Source organism: Dactylosporangium sp. NPDC051087, from assembly GCF_055586325.1.
The window spans coordinates 35,619-59,985 of sequence record NZ_JBVJIJ010000009.1; the positions used below are offsets into that span (position 1 = coordinate 35,619).

A 24,367-nucleotide genomic window follows, 5' to 3' on the forward strand; every position below is an offset into this window, starting at 1 on the left:
TCCCGCCCGGCCGTGGTCACTCGCGGCCGGGTGGGTGCGCACCGGCTCCAGGCGTTGCCGACCGAAAGGACACCCAGCAATGTTGATCGTGATCTCGGGCCTGCCGGGCACGGGCAAGAGCGCCGTGGCCGAGGGGGTCGCCGCCCGGTCGGGTGCCGTGCAGCTGTCCATCGACACCGTTGAGGACGCCATGCTCGGCGCGGGGCTGGCCGCCGGGTGGGAGACCGGCGTCGCCGCATATGAGGCGGTCAGGGCGGCCGCGGAGCAGAATCTCGCGCTGGGGCGCGACGTCGTCGTCGACGCCGTCAACGACAGCGAGCCGGCCCGCGAGACGTGGCGGCGCGCGGCCTCGGCCGCCGGGGTCGCGCTGCGGTTCGTCGTGCTCGTCTGCGCCGATCGGGTGGAGCACCGCCGGCGGCTGGAAGGGCGCCGACGAGGGCTGCGCCACCTTCCCGAGCCGACCTGGGCGCGGGTCGAGGCGCTCGCCGGCACGTATGAGCCCTGGAAGGACCCGCACGTGCTGCTCGACGCCACCGCGCCGCTGGCCGACGTCATCGAAGAGGCCCACTGCCAGCTCACCGCGCCGAGCCGGGCTGAGCTCCGATGACCCGCCCCGCTCCGGCGCGTCGGCGCCGCATGTGGTTCCAGGCAAGAGCGGCTGTGACGGGTGGGTCAGGTGGGGCCGGGGGTGCCGTCAAGGACGACGAACTGGTAGCCGCGGGACTGCAGGGCGGGGATGACCGTGGAGAGGGCGGCGCAGGTCTGGGCCCGGTCTCCGCCGCCGTCGTGGCAGAGCAGGATCTGGCCCGGGCGGGCGGCGAGGAGATGGTCGGTGATGGAGCGGGTGCCGGGGCGGGTCCAGTCACGGGGGTCGTTGGTCCAGTTGATGGGGACCATCCGGGCCTGGGCGGCGGCGGTGAAGACGGCGGGGGAGACGGCACCGCCCGGGGATCGGAAGATGGTGGGGAGCTTGCCCGTGGTGCTGTAGATCTTGTCCTGGGCGCGGTCGACCTCCTGCTGGACGCGGGCGGGGTCGAAGTGGGCGATCTTCGCCGGGTGGCTCCACGTGTGGTTGGCGACGTGGTGGCCGGCGGCGACGATGTCGCGGGCGACCGGTTCGTGGCCGAGGACCTGGTTGCCGATGAGGCAGAAGAGCGCGGGCACGTGATAGCGGTCCAGCAGGCGGAGCACCTTCGGCGTCCACGTGGGGTGCGGACCGTCGTCGATGGTCAGGGCGACCGCGTTGGCGGGGAAGGGCGGGCCGGGCACCAGCCGGCGGTATTCCTCAAGCGTGAACACCGGCCGGTCGAGCGGCGTCATGGCCGGCACGGAGGGCGACGGCGGTGGAGGTGACGGCGATGGAGACGACGGAGGCACCGTGATCGTGGAGGCGTTCAGGACAGGACCCGTCGAGCCGGCGGCGACGAGAGCGGTGCCCGTCGCGATGAGTCCGGCGCCGAGCAGGCGTCGGCGGGACAGTCCGTTCAACAGGGGTCACCTCCGCAAGCATGATCGCACTGTTCATGACGCGATCGGCTCGGGAACGGTTGCACGCTTGTCGAGCGTGTATCGGCGCTGCAGGAGGACGGCCGCGGTCATGAGGACCGCGGGCACGACGGCGAAACCGTAGCGGACGGCGGCGAGCGCGGAGGAGGACTGGACGACGACGGAGCTGGAATCGCTGGCCACGAAGCCGCCGAGGGCGAGGCAGGCGGCGTAGGCGTAAGGGCCCAGCGCGCCGCCGGTCGCGTCGGCCGCGGTCCAGACGCCGGTGTAGCCGCCGGCGCGGCTGGTGCCGTCGGGACCGGAGGCGGCGATGACATCGGGAAGCATCGAGAAGGGCAGCAGTTGCATGGCGGCGAACGCGACCCCGAGGACGGCGACGGCGGCCACGATGACCGGCAGGCCGGCCGCGGAGCCGAGGGCGAGGACGAGGGACCCCGCGACGAACGACGCCTGCGCGACGAGCAGCCCGCGCTGCTTGCCGATGCGCCGGGCGACGACGACCCAGACGGGCGTCGCGAGGATGGCGGGAGCGACGAATGCGGCGACGAGGACGGTGGTCAGTTTGGGGCGGCCCAGCTCGTATTCGGCGAAGTAGGGCACAGCGGCGAGCACCAGGTGTGTCGTGGTCGACATCGCGAGATACGACGCGACGAGCGCGCGGAACTGCCGGTCCCGCAACGAGGCGAGGAGCCCGTGCCGGGTGCCGGTCGTGCGCAGTACCGGAGCGGCGGCGGTCAGACGGAGGACGCCGAGAATGCCGACCAGCATTACGACGAGCATGGTGGCGCCGAGGACGAGGCCCATGCGGGTGTAGCCGAGCGCGTCGGCGAGCAGGGGCGCGGCGACACCGCTGAGCAGGATGCCGACGGTGAGCACCACCATGCGGAAGCCCATCAGGCGGGTGCGCTCGTGGTAGCCGATGCTCAGGTCGGCCGGGGTGGCGAGGTAAGGGACCTGGTAGGCGGCGAAGAGGAGGTTGCCGGCGATGAACGCGACCGCGACCCACAACGCCGCCGGGGCGCCGCGCAGGCCGCCTGGCACGGCGAACATCGCGGCGAAAGCGACGGCGAGCGCGCAACCGGCGAGCATGAGCCGCCGCCGGTGCCCGCGGCGGGCGAGGTCGGCGTCGGAGAGCCGGCCGACCCACGGGTGCAGCACGACGTCGAGGATCTTCGGCGCGAGCAGCACGAAACCCGCGAGCAAGGGCGTCACGGCGAGGACGTCGGTGAGGAAGTACAGCAGCAGCAGGCCGGGCACAGTGACCCAGACACCCATGCCGACGGAGCCGGTCGCGAACGGGACGAGCCCGCGCAGCGGCAGCCGTACGTTCGACATAACCACGCTCCCGGGAATCCAACGTGCGATGGATAATAGGGGACGATGGAAGATCTGAACAGCACGCGACGACGCCCCGGCAGACCCCGCGCGGCGGACGCCGTCGACACGCGCGAGGTGATCCTGCGGGTGGCGACGGGACTGTTCGCCAGGCACGGGTTCGACGCGGTGAGCATCCGCGCGGTCGCCGAGGGCGCGGGCGTCGACGTCGCCACGGTGCACCACCACGCGGGCAGCAAGGCCGCGCTGTACCAGGCCTGCTTCGCGGTCGTCTTCGACGCCGAACGCCGCGCCCTCGAACCGGTCATCAAAGCGGTCACCGAAGCAGTGGCCAACGGGGTGACCGATGGTGCGGAGCCTGAAGCGGTGCCCGGGGCGGCGGTTGACGGGTTGACCGATGGCGCGGTGATTGAGGCGGTGCGCGGGGCGGCGGCCGATGGAGCGGCGACTGAAGCGGTGCCCGGGGCGGCGGCCGACGGGTTGACCGACGGTGCGGTGATCGAGGCGGCGGCCGACGGGGTGACCGACGGTGCGGTGATCGAGGCGGCGGCCGACGGGGTGACCGACGGTGCGGTGATTGAGGCGGAGCGCGCGGCGACGGTCTACGGGGCAACCGATGGAGTGGCGGCCAGTGGGGCGACCGACAGGGCGACGACTGAATCGGTGACCGGGGCGGCAACCGGAGCGGTGGCCGGTGGGGCGACCGACAGGGCGACGACTGAAGCGGTGACCGGGGCGGCAACCGGAGTGGTGGCCGGCGGGGCGACCGAAAAGGCAGCGGCCGAAGTGACGGCCATGAGCCGCGCGACCTCTGAAGCGGCCACCGCGCGGGGTGCCACCCAGGAGCAGGCATCCGAGGTGATGGCCACGCGAAGGGCGGCCGACCAGGCGGCGGCCGCGGTGGTCGCCGAGTTGGCGGCGACCGAAGCGGCCGCTGCCCGCGGCGTGGCCGACGAAACCGCCGCCGATGCGGCGGTCGCGCGGCAGGTCGCCACCGAGCGGGCGGCCGACGCGGTGGCCAGGCGAGGTGTGGTCGAGGAGATGGCGGCCGCGGTGGCCGCTGAACGTACGCCTGCCGAAGCGGCACCCGCGCGGGAGGCCGTCACCGCGAAGGCGGTCGAGCAGGGTGCCGTCAACGAAAACGCAGCCGATGCGGTGGCGGCGCACGGCGTGGTCAATGCCGGGCCCGTAGCCGACGAAGCGCCGACCGCTGAGCCGACGGCGACTGCGACGGGGGCGGGGGCGGCGACGGGGGCGGTGGTTGCACAGGGGATGCCCGACGAGCGGGTGGCTGAGTCGGTGGTTGCGCAAGACCGGGTGCACCTCGGTGCCGTCGCGGCGGCGGCGGGCGGCGAGCAGCACGGTGCGGCTGACGAGACGGCGACCGCGGCGGCCGCTGAGCCAATGGCGACCGGACCGATGGCTGCGGGGGGAGTGGCCGCCGAGCGAGCTGGCGAGGTGGTTGTCGGCGAGAGAGCGTCCAGGGCTGCCGATGAGCCGACGGCGACCGGGCCGGTGCCTGCGCGGGGACTGACCGCCGAGCGGGTGGGCGAGGTGGTGGCCGACGAAACGGCGACTGCGGTGACCGTGGCGGCCCCTGCGCGGACAGCGACAGGAGCGGTGGCCGCGCGAGGGGTGGCCGGCGAGCGGACGGCCGAGGCGGTTGCCGCGAGGGGAGCAGCTGAGGAAACGGCGTCCAGGGCGTTGGCCGCGCGAGGGGTGGCCGGCGAGCGGACGGCCGAGGCGGTGGCAGCACTAGGGGCGGCTGAGGAAACGGCGGTCAGGGCGTTGGCCGCGCGGGGGATGGCCGGCGATCCGACGGCCGAGGCGGTGGCAGCCCGAGGCGCAACTGAGGAGTCGGCAGCCGGAACGTCCGCCGAGCGAACTGCGACTGGAGCGTCCGCCGAGCGAACTGCGACCGGGGCGGCCGCCGGGCAACCAGCGACTGGAGCGGCCGCCGAGCGAACTGCGACCGGGGCGGCCGCCGAGCAACCAGCGACTGGAGCAGCCGCCGAGCGAACTGCGACCGGGGCGGCCGCCGGGCAACCAGCGACTGGAGCAGCCGCCGGGCGAACGGCGGCCGGAGCGGTGGTCGAGCAGGCCGCGGCCGGCGAGCAGGCAGCCGAAGCGGCGGCCGGCGAACCAGCGACCGCGCGACAGCCGGGCACCGGGCACCCGATCGAAGCCGTGACCACCCCCGGCAATGACACGGCGGCGGGCAAGGGCGGAGAGGCGGAAGAGGTTCTCCAGGGCCTGCACCGGGTTGTCGACGCGTTCGTGGACTTTCTGGAGGAGCGGCCCGAGACCACCGGGTTGTGGTTGCGGCGGTGGTTGGACCCCGACCGGCACGAGGGGATGGACGAGCGGTTCGCGACGCCGCTGTACGAGCAGGTGGAGGCAGTCCTGGCGGTCGCGCACAAGCGTGGGGTGCTGCACGAGCCGCAGCCGCACCTCGCCGTGCGCAGCCTCATCTGGGCTGTGCACGCGCATACGGTGACGGCGTTGCGGGGTGGGATGAGTGCTGAGGCGAGGGTTGCGTTGAGGGCGTTCGTGCACCGGTGGCTGGACCGCATGTACGGGCGGCCTTGACGCGCGCGACGCGGGTGACCCAGAATCCAACGCGTGTTGGAATACCGGGTGGTGGTCGTCGGGGGTGGGCCGGCGGGCCTGGCGACGCTCAAGGCGCTCGGCGCCGCCGGTGTGCCCGCGGTCTGCTTCGACGCCGGTGACCGGCCCGGCGGGTTGTGGGTGCTCGGCGGGCCGCACTCGTCGGCGTACCGGACCCTGCACCTCAACACCAGCCGCACCCGCACCGAGTTCGCCGACTTCCCAATGCCCGCCGACTGGCCCGACTATCCGGGTCACGAGCGGGTGGCCGGATACCTCGCGGACTACGCCGGGGCGTTCGGCCTCACGGGGAGCATCCGGGCAGGGCACGTCGTGACCCGCGTACACCAGGCGCAGGACGGGACCTGGGAGGTCACCGCCGAAGGTCCACAAGGGACGGTCGAGGTCAGGGCCGGGGCGGTGGTCGTGGCCAACGGGCACAACACCGTGCCCAGGCTGCCCGACCCGGCGCACCCCGGCGAGCCGGCCGCCGAGCAGCTGCACAGCCACGACTACCGCGGGCCCGAGCAGCTGCGGGGCCGCCGCGTCCTCGTCGTCGGCGGCGGGAACTCCGCGATGGACATCGCCGTCGACGCGTCCCATGTCGCCGCGCGGACGCTGCTGTCGGTGCGCCGCGGGGTGTGGATCGTGCCGAAGTACCTGTTCGGCCGGCCGTCCGACACGCTGAACGGCGCGCTCGCGAAGCGGCTGCCGTGGCGGGTCCGGCAGCGCATCAGCCAGACGATGCTGCGGCTCGCGGTCGGGCCGCCGCAGCGGTACGGGCTGCCCGCGCCCGCGCACGGGTTCCTGCAGGATCATCCCACGCTGTCCGACGCGTTGCTGCCGCGCATCACCCACGGCGAGATCGCGGTCCGGCCCGCCGTCGCCCGGTTCGAGGGCGATGAAGTGGTCTTCGAGGACGGCCGCAGGGACTCGGTCGACCTCGTCGTCTGGTGTACCGGCTACCGCGTCGAACTCCCGTTCCTGGACCCCGCGCTGCTGGAAGGCGGGGCGGACCGGCTGCCGCTGTTCCGGCACGTGTTCCACCTCGACGCACCGGGGCTGATGTTCGTCGGGCTGATGCAGTCCACGGGCGCCGCGTTCCCCGTCGTCGAGGCGCAGGCCCGGCTCGTCGCGGGCCACCTCGCGGGCACGTACCGGCTGCCGCCGCCGGACCGGCAGCGCGACGACTGCGCCGCCGAGCTGCGTGCCGCCCGGGACCGGTGGGGCGAGCGCAGGCCGGCGATGCGCATCGACTTCGACGCCTATCTCGACCTCGCCGCACGGGAGCTGGACGAGGGCCGGAAGCGAGCCGCCGCATGAACAAGAGGGTCATCGTCACCGGGGCGAACGGGACGTTCGGGCGGCTGCTCGGCGAGCGGCTCACCGCCGCCGGCGCGTCCGTCGTCGGCATCGACCTCGTCGCCGTCGACGGCCCCGTGCCGGTGCTCGCCTGCGACCTCACGTCCGCGGCCGCGGTGCCCGCCGCCGTCGCCGCGGCCGTCGAGCGGCTCGGCGGCCTCGACCTGCTCATCAACAACGCCGGCGTCGGCGGTCCCGCGCCGGCGGAGCTGCCCCCGGACGAGGTCGTCGCCCGGCAGCTGGAGGTCAACCTCCTCGCCGCGTGGCGGACCACCGCCGCCGCCCTGCCGGCCCTCGAAGCGGCCCGCGGCAGGGTGGTGTTCGTCGCCAGCCGGATGGCCGTGCTGCCGCTGCCCCTGGCCGCCGCGTACGGCGTCAGCAAGCGGGCCCTCGTCGCGTACGCCGACGCGCTCCGCCTCGAGGTCGGCAGCCACGTCGGGGTCAGCGTCGTCTATCCGAGCATGGTCGCCTCGCCGATCCACGACTCGACCGCCGCCGCCGGCCTGTCGCTGCAGGGCGTCTCCAGGATGGAACCGGCCGACGGCGTCGTCACCGCGATCCTCCGCGCGGCGACCGCCCGCAAGGCCCCCCGCGCGGTCGCCACCACCGGCCGCGGCCGCCTGGAGATGGCCATCGCCCGCCATTTCCCGTCGCTCGCCGATGCGATGGTCCGCCGTACCGTCGCCGCACGCCTCGCCGCGGGCGCCTTCGACAGCGCACCCCTCGCCGCCGGCTTGCTCCGCCGGAACCAGACCGGGAAGCCGCCGGCGTGATCCGCAGGCACCACACCAAGAAGGAACCACGCCAGGAAATCGTGTCCTGATCACGACTGACGGCGGCGCGAGGCGCGGTCCGCCGTCCACCATCGCGCATGAGCTCGTTCACAACGCCTCGCGCACCTATAGCCCCGCTCAGCCGTAACCGCCGCCGTGCCGCCGCCCTCACCGGTGCCGCGGCCGCCGTCCTCGTCGTCCTGGCGGGCCTCGCCGCCTGGAACCCGCAGGGATACGTGCGGCTCGGTTCCAGCACGTACTGGCTGGCCGGCGCCGTCACCGTCGTCCCCCTCACCGCCGGCGTCCTCGCCGTCCTGCTCATCCGCGTCCGGGCGCTGGCCGTCGTCATCGGTGTCGTCGCCGGCGTGGCCACCCTCATCGCCGCGTGCGGCGGCGCCGGTGTCGCCCTGTGGACCACCCCCGACTGGAAGCGCGCCGTCCTCGCCACCTCGCCCGGCGGTGGCTACCAGGTCGTCAGCCTGACCGAGGACAGCCTCACCTGGCGCCAGGAGCTGCGCGTCGCCCACCCCGACGGCCTGCTCACCCGCGAGTCCGACCGCCCCCTGCTGTGCGTCCAGGCGGTCTGGAACGACCACCCGAAGGTCCGCGTCACGTCCGCCGCCTTCACCGCCGAGCACGAGGTCGAGCTCACCCTCGACAACGGCACCACCGCCCGCGTCCCGTTCGACCCCGGCACGCTCCAGCCGGCCGAGACGCTCGACAGCGAATGCCGGTACACCGGCGGACACGTCAGAAGGGTCTAGCTCACCGCGACGGTCGTCAGGAGGCGAAGGGCCTGCGCCGAGGGGCTGCCGGGCGCGCCGTTGACCGCGAACGTCTCGAACGACAGCGTCAGCTGACTCCCGGCACCCGGCCCGCCGCGACGTCCCGGCGGTATCGTCGGCGGGGTGCGGGGACCGTATGTGGCGGTGATCGGGGCGGGGCAGGCGACCGCCGGGCAGGAGCGGGTCGCCGAGCGGGTCGGGGTGCTGCTCGCGGAGGCCGGGGCGGTCGTCGTCTCCGGCGGCCTCGGTGGCGTGATGGAGGCGTCGTGCCGGGGTGCGCACGAGCGCGGCGGGCTCACCGTCGGTCTGCTGCCCGGCGCGGACCGGGCCGACGGCAACCCGTTCCTGACCGTCGTCCTGCCGACCGGCATGGGTGAGCTGCGCAACGGCCTGGTCGCGCGGACCGCGGACGGGCTGGTCGCGGTCGGGGGCGGGTGGGGGACGCTCAGCGAGATCGGTTTCGCGATGCGGCTCGGGCGGCCGCTCGCCGCGGTCGGCAGCTGGGCCGTCGCGGCTCCGGACGGTGGCCCGTCCTACCCGGTGATGGCCACGGCCGACGAGGCCGTCGCGTGGGTGCTGGAGGAGATCACCGCACGGCGGCGGTGAAACCCCGCGCAGGGGCCGGGATCGACGCGGAGTGCCCCTTGCCCGCCCTCGCCGTCGTGGATCTGCACCCGGTGGTGTGCTGTGCCCGGTGCGCCTTCACTTGTACGCCGTGCTGGGCGTGCGTCGTATGTCAGGGAGTCGAACCCCTGCGCCTGCCCCCGGCGCGCCAGAAAGGGAGCCGAATTGCCCGTCGGCCCTCGGGTCGTGCACGCCTCCACGACGGCTACCCGCTCCGCGTCGATCCCGCGTCAGTCCAGGAGGTCGGCCTCCCAGTTGGTGCGCTGCACGGCGGTGTCGACCTCGCGCAGCTGCCGGGCCAGGTCGTCGGCCTCGGCGCGCAGGTCGGCGACCGGCAGCGCCGACAGCATCCTCAGCTCCGACCGCAGCTGCCGGTGGCCGCGCTGACCGTCGCCCGCCGAGGCGTTCGCCGCGGTCGTCACCACGTTGTGCCGCAGGCGCAGCACGTCGCGGCGGGCCAGGGCGTCGGTGAGCGTGCCGTCCCCGAGCGGGGTGGCGGCGTTGGTGCGGTTGATCCGCCGGATCAGCGACTCGAGCTCGTCGAGGACCGCCGCCGACTCGGCGAGCAGCGCGGCCGCGTCCTCGGCGGGCGTCTCACCTTCCTGGAACCGGGCGTTGCCGGCGATCCGGGTCCGGAGCTGTTCGACCCGGCGCGCGGCGTCGGCGCGCAGCGCAAGCGCTTCAGCGAGTTTCACGCCCACCAGTCTCCGCGCCGGCGATCATCACCGCACGCCGTTTTCCGGGAAGGGCCGGCCCGGGCGTTGTACGCCCGGCGTTCACGGGGGAGCCAACCGCAGCCCGGTCCCGCGCCGCCTGCGGTTGGCAACGTGCCCGGCATGTCCATGTCTCGATGGTCGGCCGTCGCGCTCAGCGCCGGCCTGCTCCTTCCGCTGGCCGTGGCCGTGCCCGCCGCGGCGCACGGCGCACCGAAGTCCTTCGACATCCAGGCCCATCGCGGCGGGCTCGGCCTGCGCAGCGAGAGCACGCTGAGCTCGTTCGGCAACGCGTTGCGCCTCGGTGTCACCACCCTCGAACTCGACATCCAGATCACCGCAGACGGTCAGGCAGTCGTCACCCATGACCGGAAGGTCAGCGGCGCGAAGTGCCTCGACACCGCACCGGTCGTCGCCGGCGACCCGGCGTACCCCTACGTCGGCAAGTTCGTGAAGGACCTGACGCTCGCGCAGGTCCGCACGCTCGACTGCGGCAGCAAGGGGCTGCCGGAGCACCCGGGCCAGGTGCTGACGCCCGGGTCGCGGATGCCGCTGCTGCGCGAGGTGTTCGACCTCGTCGCCCGCTACGGCAACGAGGACGTGAAGTTCAACCTCGAGACCAAGGTCGAGGCCGGCGCCCCGCAGGAGACCGCGCCCCGCGAGCAGTTCGTGCAGGTCGCCGCGCGGGAGATCCGCGCCGCCGGGCTGCTGCGCCGGGTCACGATCCAGAGCTTCGACTGGGGTGCGCTGCGCCGCTTCCGTGAGGTCGAGCCGCGGCTCGGGCTGGTCGCCCTGACCAACCGCGACTTCCTGCAGACCGGGCAGCCGGGCGCCTCGCCGTGGCTGGGCGGCCTCGACATCGACGACTTCGGCGGCGACCCGATCGCCGCGGTGAAGACCCTCGGCGTCGCGGCCTTCTCGCCGGTGCACGGCTTCCCGCAGAACGGCAAGGTCACCGACCCCGGCTACGAGCCGTACGTCACGAAGGCGATGGTCGACCGCGCGCACCGCAACGGCATCAAGGTCGTCCCGTGGACGATCGACGACCCGGCGACGATGAACAAGCTCATCGACGACGGCGTCGACGGCATCATCACCGACTACCCCGACCGGCTGCGGACCGTCGCCGCGAAGCGGGGCTTCGCGCTGCCGCGCGGCACGGCGTCGCCGTTCGACGTGCAGGCGCACCGTGGCGGCAAGGCGACCCGGCCGGAGAACACCCTGGCCGCGTTCCGCAACTCGCTGGCGAACCCCGGCATCTCCACCCTGGAGCTGGACACCGGCGTCACGAAGGACGGCGTCCTGGTCGTCAGCCACGACCGCGCGCTGAACGGCTCGCACTGCCGCGATACCGCGCCCGTGCGTCCGGGTGACCCGCTGTACCCGTACATCGGCCGGACCATCCACAGCCTGACGCTCGCCCAGGTGAAGACCATCGACTGCGGCGACGCCTCGGCGCCCGGCGAACGCATCCCGACCCTCGACGAACTCTTCAAGCTCGTCCGGTCCAGCGGCCGCGACGACATCCGCATGAACATCGAGACGAAGATCAGCCCGACCGTCGCCGACACCGAGCCCTACTGGATCTTCACGATCCGGCTCGTCACCGCGATCGAGAAGGCCGGCCTCGCCCGCCGCGTCACGATCCAGTCGTTCGACTGGCGGACCATCCAGCTGTCGCGCGCCATCGACGCGCGCATCGAGACGGTCGCGCTCGTGTGGCAGTACGGCCCCCGCGAGTGCGCCACGCTCGCCGACGAGTGCTCGCTGCAGGCCGTGTACGGCAACCCGGCCGTGAAGAGCCCGTGGACCGGCACGCTCGACTGGTGGAAGTACCGCGACCTCGGCAAGCTCGTGAAAGCGAGCGGCGCGTCGACCGTCTCGGCGAACTGGCAGGTGCACGACCCCGCGCAGGGCACCGTCGTCTCCGACGACTGGTACCTGCGCCAGGACCCGTCCTACTTCCACGGCCCGGCCGTCGACGTCCTGCACCGCCGTGACGGTCTGAAGGTCGTCCCGTACACCATCGACGACGAGCCGACCATGGACCGGGCCATCGCCCTCGGTGTCGACGGCATCATCTCCGACGACCCCGAGAAGCTGATCAAGGTGGCCCGCCGGGCCGGCCTGCGCTGATTTCACGCATGGCGCTGACCGAACGGATGAAGGGTGATCGTTCGGTCAGCGCCCTACAACGACCTGAGCGGTCATGCCAGACCGGCGATCCCCGGCAAACCGACTCCATAGAGTGGCCATGTCATCACCGTAAGCGACCTCATGGGTTCGCTTGATTTTCGGGGGTTCCATGTTCCACGCCATCACCGCCGGTGCCATGCTGCTGTCCTCGCTCGCGGCGCCGGTCGCGCCCACGTCGCCGCCGCCGAACGAGGTCAGCATCAGCGTGGCGACGGCCAACGGCTCGGGGTGTCCGGACGGCACCGCCGCGGTCGACGTCTCGCTCGACCGGCGCGCGTTCACGATCACCTACAGCCAGTACATGGCGCAGGTCGGTGTCGGCACCAAACCCACCGACTTCCGGAAGAACTGCCAGATCGCCCTCCAGGTGCACATCCCGAACGGCTTCACGTACGCCATCGCGGAGGCCGACTACCGCGGCTACGCCAGCCTCGCGTCCGGCGCGACCGGCACGGCGGTGGCGAGCTACTACTTCCAGGGCAACTCGCAGACCGCCCGGGCCAGCCACCCGTTCCGCGGACCCATGGAGGACAACTGGCAGACCAAGGACACCGTCGGCGTGGCCGCCCTGGTCTTCCAGCCCTGCGGCGAGGAGCGCAACCTCAACATCAACACCGAGCTGCGGGTCAACGCCGGCCGCTCCAACCCCAAGAAGACCACCAGCTTCATGGCGATGGACTCGACCGACGGCAGCTTCAGCACGGTGTACAACCTGGCCTGGAAGCGCTGCGCGTAACACCCGTACCGACGCGGCCTCCGGCATCGGCTCAGCCTGCCGATGCGGGAGGCCGCACCCGAAAAGGACCCGGCAAAAGGGACCCGAAGAACGGATCCGAAAAAAGTCAGGGACGCGGTGTCGGATCGGGGCGGAGGCGTTCGTAGAAGGGGAGAAGGACGCCCGACCCAACCGCACAGAGGAGCGCACCATGACCGTCACCTACACGTTCGACGTCTTCTCCACCCTCGACGGCTTCGGCTCGTACACCGCCGACGGCGACTGGGGCGGCTACTGGAGCAAGGAAGGTCCGGAGTTTCTCGAGCGCCGCCTCGCCCAGTACAGCGAGGAGCAGCGGCTGGTCCTCGGCGCCGGCACCTTCCGGCTCTTCACGCACTTCCTCGGCGGGGCCGCCGACGAGTCCCCGGTCAACGACCCGATCAACACCCGGATGAAGCACCTGCCGACCACGGTCGTGTCGAGCACGCTGCGCGGACCCCTGGACTGGCCGGACGCGACCCTGGCGACCGGCGCCGCCGCCGACATCGTCGCCCGCCTCAAGAAGGAGTCCCCGGTGCCGCTGCGCTCGCACGGCAGCCTGTCGCTGAACCGGGCCCTGATGGCCGCCGGCCTGGTCGACCGCGTCCAGGTGACCGTCTTCCCGGTGATCAGCGGGCGGACTGGCGCGGCCCCGATCTTCCAGGGCGCGGAGGACTTCGACCTCGAACTGCTGGAGAGCCGGACGCTCGACGGCCGCATCCAGGAGCTCACCTACCGCCCTACCCTGCACGCCTGAGCCGCACTCTTCCCTTCTCAACGTATAGCGGACCCCGGGGCTTGCGGCAAGCCCCGGTGCGGGGCGCAGAATCGCTGGCCGGAGCCGGAACCTGCGGAAACGGGGACCAACTGATGGATGCCAGCGTGTTCGAACTGCCCGAGCGGCTTGCGGTGAAGGGGGAGCCCGGGCTGATCGCCGCCGACGAGGCACACTTCGCGGCCGTCACCAGGAGCCTCGCGGGGACGGTCGCGGAGCTGGAGCAGCGGCTCGACGCGGAGCGGAGGATGCCCGGCGGGATCGGGCAGGCGGCGATGGACCGGGACCAGGAGGTGCGGCGGCTGAGCGCGCGGCTGCGGACGTTGCGGCGGTTCGGGCTCGACCTGTGCCTCGGGCGGATGGTCCCGACGGACGGCGAGCCGGTGTACGTCGGCCGGCTCGGGCTGACCGCGGAGCTCGGCGGGCGGCTGCTGCTGGACTGGCGGTCGCCGGCGGCCGAGCCGTTCTTCGGCGCCACGCACGCCAACCCGATGGGTCTGGCCAGCCGGCGGCGGTACCGCTGGACGCGGGGCCGGATCACCGACTACTGGGACGAGGTCTTCACCGCCGAAGGCCTGCGGGGCAACGCGGCGCTCGACGACCAGTCGGCGTTCATCGCGACCCTCGGCGGCAGCCGGTCGGCGAAGATGCGCGACGTCCTCGGCACGATCCAGGCCGACCAGGACGCGATCATCCGGGCGGGGTCCAGCGGCGCGCTGGTCGTCGACGGCGGTCCCGGCACGGGCAAGACCGTCGTCGCGCTGCACCGCACGGCGTACCTGCTGTATGCCGACCCCCGGCTCGGTCACCGGCGCGGCGGGGTGCTCTTCGTCGGGCCGCACCAGCCGTATCTGGCGTACGTCGCCGACGTGCTGCCGAGCCTCGGTGAGGAGGGCGTGCAGACGTGCACGATCCGGGACCTCGTCGGGCAGGACGCGACGGCCGAGACGGATCCCGAGGTGGCCCGACTGAAGTCCACGAAGGAGATGGTGCAGGCGATCGAGGAGGCCGTCCGGTTCTACGAACGCCCTCCGGCGAAGGGGATGACGGTGGAGACCCACTGGTCCGACATCTGGCTCGGCGCCGACGACTGGGCGGAGGCGTTCGAGGCCGCGGAGCCCGGCATCCCGCACAACGACGCCCGCGACCTCGTCTGGGAGGAGCTGTTGCGGATCCTGACGGAGAAGCACGACGAGGACGTCGACGACGAGCTGCTGCGCAGGTCGCTCACGCAGAACCGCGACCTCGTCACGGCGTTCAACCGGGCGTGGCCGCTGATCGGGGCGGCGGACCTGGTCGGTGACCTGTGGTCGGTGCCCGCCTACCTCCGTAGGTGCGCGCCGTGGTTGCAGGCGGCGGAGGTACGGACGCTGCAACGGCAAGCGCCGCAGGCCTGGACGACGCACGACCTGCCGCTGCTCGACGCGGCGCGGCAGCGGCTCGGCGACCCGGCGGCGGCGAAAGCGCGGCGCCGGCAGCAGGCGGAGGTCAAGGCGCGGCGGGAGCGGATGGACCGGGTCGTCGACGACCTGATCGAGGCCGCCGACGACGAGTACGGCACCGGCCTGGTGACGATGCTGCGCGGCGAGGACTTCCACGAGGCCCTCGTCGACGGGGCGGGCATCGCGGACGGCGACCCGGACCGGCTGGCGGGACCGTTCGCGCACATCGTCGTCGACGAGGCGCAGGAGCTCACCGACGCCGAGTGGCAGATGCTGCTGCTGCGCTGCCCGTCACGGAGCTTCACGATCGTCGGTGACCGGGCCCAGGCCCGCCGGCCGTTCACCGAGTCGTGGCAGGAGCGGCTGGAGCGGGTCGGCGTCGACCGGGTCACGACGGCGACGCTGAGCATCAACTACCGCACCCCGGAAGAGGTGATGGCACACGCCGCGCCGGTCATCCGCGCCGCCCTTCCCGACGCCAACGTGCCGACCTCGATCCGCAGGAGCGGGCTGCCCGTCGTACACGCGGCGAAAGCGGAACTCGCCGGCATCATCGACACCTGGCTCGCCGAGCACGCGGAAGGCACGGCGTGCGTCATCGGCGACCCCGGGTTCGCGGCGCGGGACCGCGTGCGGTCGCTGACCCCCGAGCTGTCGAAGGGCCTCGAGTTCGACCTGGTCGTCCTCGTCGAACCCGGGTCGTTCGACAGCGCGGTCGACCGCTACGTCGCCATGACCCGGGCGACGCGGCAGCTGGTGATCGTCCAGGGGGCCGAAACGCGTCAGACGGCTCCGGCCGCGTTCAGCCCGGCGATCTCCTCCGGCGTGTAGCCGAGCTCGGTCAGCACCTCTTCCGTGTCGGCGCCCTTGGTCCGCCCGGTGAAGCGGATCCGTCCGGGTGTGCCGGACATCCGCCACATGACGTTGTGCATGAGCATCGGCCCGAGCTCGGGGTCCTCGACCTGCGTGATCATCTCGGTCTCGCGCATGTGCGGGTCGTGCGCGATGTCGGCGGCGGAGTAGACGGAGGCGAGCGCGGCACCGGCCTGCTCGAAGGCCGCGATGACCTCGTCACGGTCGTACTTGCGCACCCAGGTGCCGACGTACTCGTCCAGCTCGTCGGCGTGTTCGGCGCGCGTGTGCCCGGCCCCGAACCACGGCTCGGCGACGACCTCGGGGTGCCCGACGAGGTGCATGACCCGCTCGGCGATCGCCTGCGCGGACGTCGAGACGGCCACCCAGTGGCCGTCCTTCGTGAGGTAGGTGTTGCGGGGGGCGTTGTTCGTCGAGCGGTTGCCGTGCCGATGTCCGACGACGCCGAGCTGGTCGTAGACGGTGACACCGGGGCCGACCGCGGTGAGGATCGGCTCGATGAGGCTGAGGTCGATGACCTGGCCGGCCCCGTTGCGCGCGTCGCGGTGGTAGAGGGCCATGAGGGTCGCGGAGGAGGCGGCGATGCCCGCGATGCTGTCGGCCAGACCGAAGGCGGGCAGCATCGGGGGGCCGTCGGCCTCACCGGTGAGGTGGGCGAAGCCGCTCATCGCCTCGGCCAGGGTCCCGAACCCGGGACGGGAGGCGTAGGGGCCGTTCTGGCCGAAGCCGGTGATCCGCACGATGATGAGCCCGGGGTTGAGGGCGTGCAGCTCCTCGGGCGACAGCCCCCAGCGCTCGAGCGTCCCCGGACGGAAGTTCTCGACGAGCACGTCCGACTCGCAGACGAGCCGTTTGAGCACCTCGGCCCCTTCGGGAACCTTGAGGTTCAAGGTGACGGCCCGTTTGTTGCGGGACACCTCTTTCCACCACAGCGGCACCCCGTCCTTGGACGGTCCGTGACCTCGCAGTGCGTCGCCCTTGGTGGGGTGTTCCAACTTGATGACCTCGGCCCCGTAGTCGCCGAGGATCTGGCAGCACAGCGGGCCTGCCAGGATCGTGGACGCGTCGATGACCCTGACGCCACGCAACGAATCCTGAGTCATGTCCCTCCCTGATTCCCGTCTGCGGAACATCGTTCCGAACTCAAGCTAGGTTCGATGTCGCTCGGAGTCAATCGCCCGAACTTCGCGGTCCGTGCCCCCGGTCCTGCCCGTATGCCGGGCGGGCATCGATGTCCTGGGACTGTGGCGCCGGTCGCGAGGGCGGTCAAGAAGGCGGCGCTAACGTTGAAGCAGTGCCGCGAAAGAGACCCTTTCCACGAGGCGCAACCATGTTCCGCTCTGCGACTTTCTCGGCTAGTCTCCGTGACTACCACCACCGGGACCGGAGGTGAAGGGCACCCTCAGTGCCCGACCGATACGGAGGACAGGGTTCACGTGCCGGATGACGTGTTGATTGAAGCCGTGGCACAGGGAGTGCGCGTCTTCGACCTGGGGCGGGTCCTCTTCGTGGGGATGCCCCAGTCTCCAAACCACCCTCACTACTGGCACGCGCTGCCGCGCAGGCACGGCGACATGGTGCGGGCGGACGGCGGCTCGGCCTCGAACGACATCATCACCATGGGCACACACGTCGGCACGCACATCGACGCCCTCGCCCACGTGTCGCAGGACGGCCGCCTCTTCGACGGCTCCGACGCCGGCGAGGCCTCCTCGGGCGGCCGCTTCACCGAGCTCGGGGCGCACACCATCCCCGCCATGGTGCGCCGTGGCGTTCTCCTCGACGTGCCGGCGGCGCTCGGCACCCCCGAGGGGTGCCCGCCCGGCTACGAGATCACGCCCGACGACCTCGAGGTCACCCTCAAGCGTCAGGGCGGGTCCGTCGGGGCCGGTGACGTGGTCCTGATCCGCAGCGGCTGGGGCAGGCACTTCGACAACCCCGACCGCTCGGTGTTCGTCGGCGGCGCATCCGGCGTCCCCGGGGTCGGCGAGGCCGGCGCCCGGTGGCTCGCGGAGCGGGACGTCGTCGCCGTAGGCGCCGACACCATCGCGTTCGAGTGCCTCCGCCCGGGCGCGGGGCACAGCGTGCTGCCCGCCCACCGGGTCCTGCTCGTCGACGCCGGCATCTACATCATGGAAACCCTCGACCTCGAGGAGCTCGCCGCCCAGGGCGTGCACGAGTTCGTCTTCGTCGCCTCGCCGCTCAAGTTCTACGGTGCGACCGGATCGCCCATCCGTCCTCTGGCGGTGACCAGCCGTGCATGAGGCGACCCTCGCCCAGGCGATCGCGCGATTCGCCGCCGGAGCCCGATACGAGACCCTGCCCCCGGCGGTCACGGCCAGTGTGCGGCAGCGCGTCCTGGACACCCTCGGCATCTGCATCGCGGCGCAGGAACTCGACAGCAGCCAGGCGGTCATCGGTTACGTCGCCGAGCAGGGCGGTGCCCCCCAGGCGCGCGCGATCGGGGTGCCGCACCGGGTCCCCGCCGCGCTCGCCGCCTTCGGCAACGGGGTGCTCGCCCACTCCCTCGACTACGACGACACGCACCTGCCTTCGGTGCTCCATCCGAGCGCGAGCATCGTGCCCAGCGTGCTCGCCGCCGCCGAGCGCGCGGGCACGGACGGTCGCACGGCGGTCACGGCGATCGCCGTGGGCCTCGAGGTCTGCGTCCGCATCGGCATGGCCGGTTACGACCGGAAGGCCGGCAACTCGGTGTTCTTCGAGCACGGGCAGCACGCGACCTCGATCTGCGGCGCCCTCGGTGGCGCGGTGGCCGTGGGGGTCGTGCTCGGCCAGGACGAGGCGCAGCTCACCAGCTCCCTCGGCGTCGCGGCGTCGATGGCCGCCGGCATCATCGAGGCCAACCGGACCGGCGGCAACGTCAAGCGGCTGCACTGCGGTTGGGCCGCGCACTCCGCCGTGACGGCGGCCGACCTCGTCAGCCGCGGCATCACGGGTCCGCCGACCGTGCTCGAAGGACGGTTCGGGTTCTTCGAGGCGTTCCTGCGCGGCGAGTTCGACCCCGCCGCCATCCTCGAGGGCCTGGGGACCGAGTGGGAGGTGCCCAGGATCTTCTTCAAGCCCTACCCGGCCAACCACTTCACCCACGCCGCCGTCGACGCCGCCACCGCGCTGCGGCGCAGGGGCGTGGACCACCGTGCGGTGCGCACCCTCACCCTCGGCGTCCCGGCGCCGGTCGTCAGGACGATCGGCGAGCCGATCGACGGCAAGCGCCGACCGGTCACGGGCTACCAGGCCCAGTTCTCCGGACCCTACGCCGTCGCCGTCGGCCTGCTCGGTGGCGGCGGCGGCCTCGGGGTCGGCCTCGACGACTACACCGACGAGCTCGCGGTCGCCCCCACGCGCCGGGAGATCATGGACAAGGTGAGCGTCGTCGCCGACGACGAGTGCACCCGGATCTTCCCCGGCCAGTTCCCCGCGGTCCTCACCGCCGAGCTCGTCGACGGCTCGGCGGTGACCGAGCGGGTCCTCGTCAACCGCGGCGGCCCGCAACACCCGCTCTCCGACGACGAGGTCGAGCTCAAGTTCCGCGACAACGCGGGGCGGCACCTTCCCGAGACGGCGGTGGCGCGGATCGCGGCGCGCGTGCTGGCTCTCGACGAACTGAGCGACGCCGGTGCCGTCCTCGATGCCCTCGACGACGTGGCCGCCGCCGAGTACTCCGTCACCACTACCGCGCAGGAAGGCGACCTATGAACTACGACCTCATCGTCCGAAACGTTCGCCTCGTCACCCATGAGTCGCCCCAGGCCGTGCTCACCGACATCGCCGTGACGGACGGGCGGGTGGCCGCCGTCGGTCACCTCGGCGACGCCGGCGCGACGACCACGGTCGACGGTGGCGGCAAGCTCGCGTTTCCCGGCGTCGTGGATGCCCACCAGCACTGGGGCATCTACAACCCGCTCGAGGTCGACACGGAGACCGAGTCGAAGGCCGCGGCCCAGGGCGGCGTGACGACGGGTCTCAACTACATGCGCACCGGGCAGTACTACCTCAACAAGACCGGCGCGTACCGTGACCTGTTCCCCGAGGTACTGGAGCGCACCCAGGGGCGGGCGTACATCGACTACGCCTTCCACCTCGCGCCGATCACCAAGGAGCACATCGGCGAGATCCCCGAGCTCATCAAGGAGCACGGCGTCACGTCGTTCAAGATCTTCATGTTCTACGGCGGTCACGGCCTGCACGGCCGGTCCGCGGACCAGAGCTCCTTCCTCATGACTCCCGAGGGCGAGCGTTACGACCTCGCGCACTTCGAGTTCGTCATGCGCGCCATCCAGGCGGCCCGGACGGCCGAGCCGCAGATCGCGGACTCCATCTCCCTCAGCCTGCACTGCGAGACCGCCGAGATCATGTCGGCCTACACTGCCATGGTCGAGCAGGAGGGGCGGCTCACCGGGCTCGAGGCCTACTCCGCCTCCCGGCCCGCGCACTCCGAGGGCCTGGCCATCTCCATCGCCTCCTACCTCGCCCACGAGACGCAGCTGGCGAACATCAACCTGCTGCACCTGAGCGGACGCAAGGCCGTCGAGGCGGCCCTGCTCATGGCGAAGACCTTCCCGCACATCAACTTCCGCCGCGAGGTCACCATCGGTCACCTCGTCGCCGACTACCACAGCGCGTCCGGGATCGGCGGCAAGGTCAACCCCCCGCTCCGCTCGCGTGACGATGTCGAGGGGCTCTGGGAGCACGTCCTCGCCGGCGAGGTCGACTGGGTCGTCAGCGACCACGCCTGCTGCCGTGACGAGATGAAGTTCGGCGCCGAGCGCGACGACGTCTTCGTGGCCAAGTCCGGCTTCGGCGGCGCGGAGTACCTCCTGCCGGCGCTCGTCAGCGAGGGCCGCAAGCGCGGTCTCGGCCTGGACCGGATCGCCGCGCTCACCGCGTGGAACCCGGCACAGCGCTACGGACTGTCCGGTCGCAAGGGCGTCATCAAGGTGGGACACGACGCCGACTTCTGCCTCGTCGACGACTCGCGGTCGTGGGTCGTGCGCGCCGAGGACTCGCTCTCGACGCAGGAGTACACGCCGTTCGAGGGTTTCGAGCTGTCCGCCGCCGTGACCGACACGTTCGTGCGCGGCCACCACGTCCTGGCCGGCGGGGCCATCCAGGGTGAGCCCCGCGGCGAGCACCTGCGGCGTCCGCTGACCACCGGGTGAGGCGGGCAGCGTGGATCCCCGCAAGGCACCGGGTCCCGTGCCGGAGCTGACCGCACTCTACGTGCCGGCGGACCGTCCGGACCGGCACGACAAGGCCCTCGCGACGATCGCCGACGTGGTCATCGTCGACCTCGAGGACGCCGTCGCGCCCAGCCGTAAGGACGCGGCGCGGCGCGAGGTCGTCGACCTGCTGCGGCACCGGGCGTCGGGGTCCGACACCGCGCGGCTCTGCGTCCGGGTCAACCCGGTGGGCAGTCCGTGGGGGCAGGCCGACCTCGAGGCGCTCGCGGAGGTCCTCTCCGGCGTCACCGTGCACTCGGTCCGGCTGCCGAAGGTCGAGTCGGCCCAGGACGTCGAGTCGGCGCGCGCCTGCTTCGGGCGGGACGTGCCGGTGTCCGTCCTCGTCGAGTCGGCCCTCGGCGTCGAGCGGCTCGGGGAGATCGCCGCCGCGAAGGGCGTGGCGTCGGTCGCGCTCGGCGAGGCCGACCTGCGCTCGGACCTGCGGCTGACCGGCGACGGCGGGCTGGACTGGGTGCGCTCGCGACTCGTCGTCGCCGCCCGCGCCGCCGGGCTGCCGCCGCCGATGATGTCGGTCCACCCCCGGCTGAACGACGACGAAGGCCTGCTCCGGTCGTGCGCGGCCGGGCGGGCCGCCGGGTTCCTCGGGCGCACCGCCATCCACCCGAAGCAGCTGCCGCTGATCGTGGAGGGCTTCGCACCCGAGCCGGCGCAGGTCGAGAAGGCCAGGAGCCTGCTCGAGGCGCTCGCCCGGGGGCAGCGGCTCGCGGCGGGCGTCGTGGTCCTGCCCGACGGGCAGATGGTCGACGCCGCCATGGCCGCGGAGGCCGAGCACGTCGTCGCCGTACACGAGCGAGTCCGGGCGCTCCAGCAGATCTGAGCGAAGTATTGGGAGGCCGCACGATGCGTATGGACGGGTTCGTCCTCGGGCCTGGCCCCGCGGGCCGCTGTGACGACCACCGGGTGGGTGGGGCCGTCGTGCACCGCACCGGCGGTGGCTGGCTCATGTGGTACTACTGCCGGGACCGCGCCTATGACCGCCCGGCACCGGGGACGCTGGGGTCCGGGCGGATCGCGATGGCCACCTCCGCCGACGGCGTCGGGTGGGAGCGGTTCGACGGCCCTGAGGAGCTCGGCTCGGTGTTCGCCCCGAGCGGTGACCCGTCGGGGTTCGACGCCTCTCACGTCGGGCTCACCGACGTCACCTTCGACGGCCGGCTCTGGCACCTGTGGTATTTCGGGGGAGACCTGACCGAACGGGCCAGCCGGACGGCGCTCGGGTCGGTGACGGGGCTCGGGATGCGCCCGGGGCACGCGACGAGCCCCGACGGGGTGACCTGGTCCCGCGTTGCCGGCCCGGCCACCGGTGGTGCCCTGCTCGACTACGACCAGGACCGGCTCTACCGCGCGTGGCCGAACGCCTTCGGTGACGCCGACGGGACGGTCTTGCTCCAGACGACCTCACCGACCCTCGACCTCGGCGTGTTCCACACGGACACCTTCAGGTCCGCCGACGGGGTCGTCTTCACCGGCGTGGGACCGCTGGTCTGGGCCGACGGCGAGCGTCCCTGGGACTCGCACGGCATCGTGACGCGGCAGGTGCTCGAGAACCCGTTCGGCGAGGGCCGCCGCTGGCTCATGCTCTACACCGGGCTCGACGAGCGGCACGGCCGCTCGGTCGCGACCGCCGAGTCCGACGACGGCCGGCACTGGCACCACCGGTCCGACGGCCCGGTGCTGACGGCCGGGGAGCCCGGCGCGTGGGACAGCCTCGGCGCGGCCGCGACCCGGCTGGTCCCGGTCGAGGACCGGCTGCACCTGTACTACTACGGCTTCAGCTCGCTCGCCGACGACGACTCCCCCCGGGGGATCGGCCTCGCGATCGCCGACCGCCGGCCGGGGTCGCCGTTCCGGCGCGTCGCGGCCCGATGAGCAGGCGCCCGATGAGCAGCACCGAGGCGGCCCCGCGGGGCGCCCGAAGGAGGAGATGAGATGGCGGACGTCAACCTGCTCGTGGCCGGTGCGGGCGGCGGCGTCGTCGCGGCGCTGCGGGCCCAGGAGCTCGGCCTCTCGGTCGCGGTGATCGACGCCAACGAGCACTTCCTGCGGGCGAACAACACGGCGATGTCGACGGCCATGATTCCGGGTGCCGGATCGCGGTTCCAGCACGCGGCAGGAGTCGAGGACTCGCCGGAGACTTTCGCGGACGATGTCCGGTACAAGACCAAGGGCCGCGCCAACCCGGTCGTCACCGAGGCGCTGAGCCGGATCTCGGCCCCGCTCGTCGAGTGGCTGGCCGACTCGCTCGGACTGCCGCTCGAGCTCGTCACGGATTTCGAGTATCCCGGCCACACCCGGCACCGCTGCCACACCGTGCCCGGCCGGCACGGCACGGTCCTGCTCGGCATGCTCCACCGGGTCGCCCGGGAGCGGGGGATCGACATCATCGTCCCCGCGCGGCTCGTGGCCGCCGGCCACCGGGACAAGGCCGTCGTCGCCGTGACCGAGGCGCCGGACGGGACGACCGAGGAGATCTCCTGCGACGCCCTGGTCCTCGCGACGAACGGCTTCGGGGCCGACGCCGCGCTCGTCGCCGAGCACATCCCGGAGATCGCCGGCGCCGTCTACCACGGCAGCGAGGCCTCCCGGGGCGACGCGCTGAGCATCGGGCGGACGTTCGGCGCGGCCGTGGACTGCCTCGACGCCTACCAGGGCCACGGGGCGCTCTCGCTCAGCAGCATCCTCGTCGGCTGGGCGACCGTGATGCACGGCGGGTTCATCGTCAACACGGGCGGGGACCGCTTCGCCGACGAGACCCAGGGCTACTCCGAGTTCGCCGCGCTCGAGCTCACGCAGCCGGACCACCGCGCGTTCATCATCTTCGACCAGCGGATCCACGACGCGTGCCTCGCCTTCGAGGACTTCCGCCAGACGAAGGAGTCCGGGGTGCTGCGGCAGGGCGGCTCGGTGGCCGAGCTCGCCGCGCGGCTCGGCCTGCCCGCCGACCGGCTCGAGGTCTCCTTCACGCAGGCCGTGGCCGGGCGCCGCGGCGCGACCGACCCGCACGGACGCTCCCGATGGGGCGAGACGGACCTCGCGGCGCCGTTCTACGGGGTCGAGGTGCGTCCCGCGCTCTTCCACACCCAGGGCGGGCTCGCTGTCGACGGGGCGGCCCGCGTCCTCGACGCCGCCGGCGAGCCCATCGAGGGGCTCTACGCGGCTGGTGGCGCCGCCGTGGGCATGAGCGGCCGGGGAGCGGACGGCTACCTGGCCGGGAACGGGCTGCTCGCGGCGCTCGGGCTGGCCTTCATCGCGGCCGAGGACGTGGGCCGCCGGGTGGCCGGCCGGTGACCGTGACAAAGCGGCCGGTGTCCGTAACAAGGACGCCGGCAACCGAAACAAAAGGGCCGGTGACCGTGACGAA

20 protein-coding genes are annotated in these 24,367 nt (G+C 72.6%); 16 read left to right on the top strand and 4 right to left on the bottom strand.

All coding sequences use genetic code 11. The features are described 5' to 3' along the window. Positions 1-79: 79 nt before the first annotated feature. On the top strand, positions 80-607 hold the full coding sequence (locus tag ACZ6TV_RS18345) for a P-loop nucleotide/nucleoside kinase family protein (protein WP_465298374.1): 528 nt from the start codon (positions 80-82) through the stop codon (positions 605-607). A 65-nt stretch (positions 608-672) separates the two neighbouring features. Here the strand turns inward: ACZ6TV_RS18345 and ACZ6TV_RS18350 are convergent, their stop codons facing one another. After that, on the bottom strand, positions 673-1,320 hold the full coding sequence (locus tag ACZ6TV_RS18350; RefSeq protein ID WP_465298375.1) for a polysaccharide deacetylase family protein: 648 nt from the start codon (positions 1,318-1,320) through the stop codon (positions 673-675). A 201-nt stretch (positions 1,321-1,521) separates the two neighbouring features. Further along, the gene (locus ACZ6TV_RS18355; RefSeq protein ID WP_465298376.1) at positions 1,522-2,841 is read right to left on the bottom strand and encodes an MFS transporter; all 1,320 of its coding nucleotides are present in this window, start codon (positions 2,839-2,841) and stop codon (positions 1,522-1,524) included. 45 nt (positions 2,842-2,886) lie between these two features. Between ACZ6TV_RS18355 and ACZ6TV_RS18360 the strand changes: the two genes are divergently transcribed. The 5 genes from ACZ6TV_RS18360 (at position 2,887) to ACZ6TV_RS18380 (ending at position 8,974) form a co-directional block, all read left to right on the top strand. After that, positions 2,887-5,430 (top strand): TetR/AcrR family transcriptional regulator, encoded by a 2,544-nt coding sequence (locus ACZ6TV_RS18360; RefSeq protein ID WP_465298377.1) that lies wholly within the window; start codon positions 2,887-2,889, stop codon positions 5,428-5,430. A 33-nt stretch (positions 5,431-5,463) separates the two neighbouring features. Continuing rightward, positions 5,464-6,771 (top strand): flavin-containing monooxygenase, encoded by a 1,308-nt coding sequence (locus ACZ6TV_RS18365; RefSeq protein WP_465298378.1) that lies wholly within the window; start codon positions 5,464-5,466, stop codon positions 6,769-6,771. Beyond that, a complete protein-coding gene (locus ACZ6TV_RS18370) occupies positions 6,768-7,583 on the top strand; it encodes an SDR family NAD(P)-dependent oxidoreductase (protein WP_465298379.1) in 816 nt (271 codons plus the stop codon). The genes ACZ6TV_RS18365 and ACZ6TV_RS18370 overlap by 4 nt, the downstream gene beginning before the upstream one ends. A 98-nt stretch (positions 7,584-7,681) precedes the next feature. Further along, positions 7,682-8,347, top strand: a complete 666-nt coding sequence (locus tag ACZ6TV_RS18375) for a hypothetical protein (RefSeq protein ID WP_465298380.1) — start codon at positions 7,682-7,684, stop codon at positions 8,345-8,347. 144 nt (positions 8,348-8,491) lie between these two features. Continuing rightward, complete coding sequence (locus ACZ6TV_RS18380) at positions 8,492-8,974, top strand: TIGR00725 family protein (protein ID WP_465298382.1); 483 nt, start codon at positions 8,492-8,494, stop codon at positions 8,972-8,974. A 248-nt stretch (positions 8,975-9,222) separates the two neighbouring features. On the opposite strand, the gene ACZ6TV_RS18385 is transcribed toward ACZ6TV_RS18380, so the two are convergent. Continuing rightward, positions 9,223-9,687 carry a DIP1984 family protein gene (locus ACZ6TV_RS18385; RefSeq protein WP_465298383.1) on the bottom strand — a complete coding sequence of 155 codons (465 nt, stop codon included), beginning with the start codon at positions 9,685-9,687 and terminating at the stop codon, positions 9,223-9,225. Positions 9,688-9,828: 141 nt separating this feature from the next. On the opposite strand from ACZ6TV_RS18385, the gene ACZ6TV_RS18390 reads away from it, so the two are divergent. The 4 genes from ACZ6TV_RS18390 (at position 9,829) to helR (ending at position 15,703) form a co-directional block, all read left to right on the top strand. Next, positions 9,829-11,841: a glycerophosphodiester phosphodiesterase family protein gene (locus ACZ6TV_RS18390; protein ID WP_465298384.1), complete on the top strand. Its 2,013-nt coding sequence runs from the start codon at positions 9,829-9,831 to the stop codon at positions 11,839-11,841. Between the two features lie 169 nt (positions 11,842-12,010). Further along, positions 12,011-12,637, top strand: a complete 627-nt coding sequence (locus tag ACZ6TV_RS18395) for a DUF4360 domain-containing protein (protein WP_465298385.1) — start codon at positions 12,011-12,013, stop codon at positions 12,635-12,637. Positions 12,638-12,827: 190 nt separating this feature from the next. Then, positions 12,828-13,412, top strand: coding sequence for a dihydrofolate reductase family protein (locus tag ACZ6TV_RS18400; RefSeq protein ID WP_465298386.1), 585 nt, complete (start codon positions 12,828-12,830; stop codon positions 13,410-13,412). A 113-nt stretch (positions 13,413-13,525) separates the two neighbouring features. Continuing rightward, positions 13,526-15,703 (top strand): RNA polymerase recycling motor ATPase HelR, encoded by a 2,178-nt coding sequence (gene helR / locus ACZ6TV_RS18405; RefSeq protein WP_465298387.1) that lies wholly within the window; start codon positions 13,526-13,528, stop codon positions 15,701-15,703. On the opposite strand, the gene ACZ6TV_RS18410 is transcribed toward helR, so the two are convergent. Beyond that, entirely contained in the window at positions 15,655-16,848 is a 1,194-nt protein-coding gene (locus ACZ6TV_RS18410; protein WP_465298388.1) for a CaiB/BaiF CoA transferase family protein, read from the bottom strand. The genes helR and ACZ6TV_RS18410 overlap by 49 nt on opposite strands. A 360-nt stretch (positions 16,849-17,208) precedes the next feature. On the opposite strand from ACZ6TV_RS18410, the gene ACZ6TV_RS18415 reads away from it, so the two are divergent. The 6 genes from ACZ6TV_RS18415 to ACZ6TV_RS18440 are packed head-to-tail and all read left to right on the top strand — an operon-like array spanning position 17,209 to position 24,294. Further along, positions 17,209-18,009, top strand: a complete 801-nt coding sequence (locus ACZ6TV_RS18415; protein WP_465298389.1) for a cyclase family protein — start codon at positions 17,209-17,211, stop codon at positions 18,007-18,009. Then, the gene (locus ACZ6TV_RS18420) at positions 18,002-19,462 is read left to right on the top strand and encodes an MmgE/PrpD family protein (protein ID WP_465298390.1); all 1,461 of its coding nucleotides are present in this window, start codon (positions 18,002-18,004) and stop codon (positions 19,460-19,462) included. Before ACZ6TV_RS18415 ends, ACZ6TV_RS18420 begins: the two co-directional genes overlap by 8 nt. Then, positions 19,459-20,925, top strand: a complete 1,467-nt coding sequence (locus tag ACZ6TV_RS18425) for a dihydroorotase (RefSeq protein ID WP_465298391.1) — start codon at positions 19,459-19,461, stop codon at positions 20,923-20,925. Before ACZ6TV_RS18420 ends, ACZ6TV_RS18425 begins: the two co-directional genes overlap by 4 nt. A 10-nt stretch (positions 20,926-20,935) precedes the next feature. Next, complete coding sequence (locus ACZ6TV_RS18430) at positions 20,936-21,823, top strand: HpcH/HpaI aldolase/citrate lyase family protein (RefSeq protein ID WP_465298392.1); 888 nt, start codon at positions 20,936-20,938, stop codon at positions 21,821-21,823. Between the two features lie 29 nt (positions 21,824-21,852). Further along, positions 21,853-22,875, top strand: a complete 1,023-nt coding sequence (locus ACZ6TV_RS18435; protein ID WP_465298393.1) for a glycoside hydrolase family protein — start codon at positions 21,853-21,855, stop codon at positions 22,873-22,875. Positions 22,876-22,935: 60 nt separating this feature from the next. After that, positions 22,936-24,294, top strand: a complete 1,359-nt coding sequence (locus ACZ6TV_RS18440; RefSeq protein WP_465298394.1) for an FAD-dependent oxidoreductase — start codon at positions 22,936-22,938, stop codon at positions 24,292-24,294. Positions 24,295-24,367: the final 73 nt, after the last annotated feature.

Coding starts and splice junctions, on each gene's coding strand:
- ACZ6TV_RS18345 (WP_465298374.1), top strand. CDS start 80: ATGTTGATCGTGATCTCGGGCCTGCCGGGCACGGGCAAGAGCGCCGTG.
- ACZ6TV_RS18360 (WP_465298377.1), top strand. CDS start 2,887: ATGGAAGATCTGAACAGCACGCGACGACGCCCCGGCAGACCCCGCGCG.
- ACZ6TV_RS18435 (WP_465298393.1), top strand. CDS start 21,853: ATGGACGGGTTCGTCCTCGGGCCTGGCCCCGCGGGCCGCTGTGACGAC.
- ACZ6TV_RS18390 (WP_465298384.1), top strand. CDS start 9,829: ATGTCCATGTCTCGATGGTCGGCCGTCGCGCTCAGCGCCGGCCTGCTC.
- ACZ6TV_RS18370 (WP_465298379.1), top strand. CDS start 6,768: ATGAACAAGAGGGTCATCGTCACCGGGGCGAACGGGACGTTCGGGCGG.
- ACZ6TV_RS18400 (WP_465298386.1), top strand. CDS start 12,828: ATGACCGTCACCTACACGTTCGACGTCTTCTCCACCCTCGACGGCTTC.
- ACZ6TV_RS18440 (WP_465298394.1), top strand. CDS start 22,936: ATGGCGGACGTCAACCTGCTCGTGGCCGGTGCGGGCGGCGGCGTCGTC.
- ACZ6TV_RS18395 (WP_465298385.1), top strand. CDS start 12,011: ATGTTCCACGCCATCACCGCCGGTGCCATGCTGCTGTCCTCGCTCGCG.
- helR (WP_465298387.1), top strand. CDS start 13,526: ATGGATGCCAGCGTGTTCGAACTGCCCGAGCGGCTTGCGGTGAAGGGG.
- ACZ6TV_RS18355 (WP_465298376.1), bottom strand. CDS start 2,841: ATGTCGAACGTACGGCTGCCGCTGCGCGGGCTCGTCCCGTTCGCGACC.
- ACZ6TV_RS18410 (WP_465298388.1), bottom strand. CDS start 16,848: ATGACTCAGGATTCGTTGCGTGGCGTCAGGGTCATCGACGCGTCCACG.
- ACZ6TV_RS18425 (WP_465298391.1), top strand. CDS start 19,459: ATGAACTACGACCTCATCGTCCGAAACGTTCGCCTCGTCACCCATGAG.
- ACZ6TV_RS18375 (WP_465298380.1), top strand. CDS start 7,682: ATGAGCTCGTTCACAACGCCTCGCGCACCTATAGCCCCGCTCAGCCGT.
- ACZ6TV_RS18350 (WP_465298375.1), bottom strand. CDS start 1,320: ATGACGCCGCTCGACCGGCCGGTGTTCACGCTTGAGGAATACCGCCGG.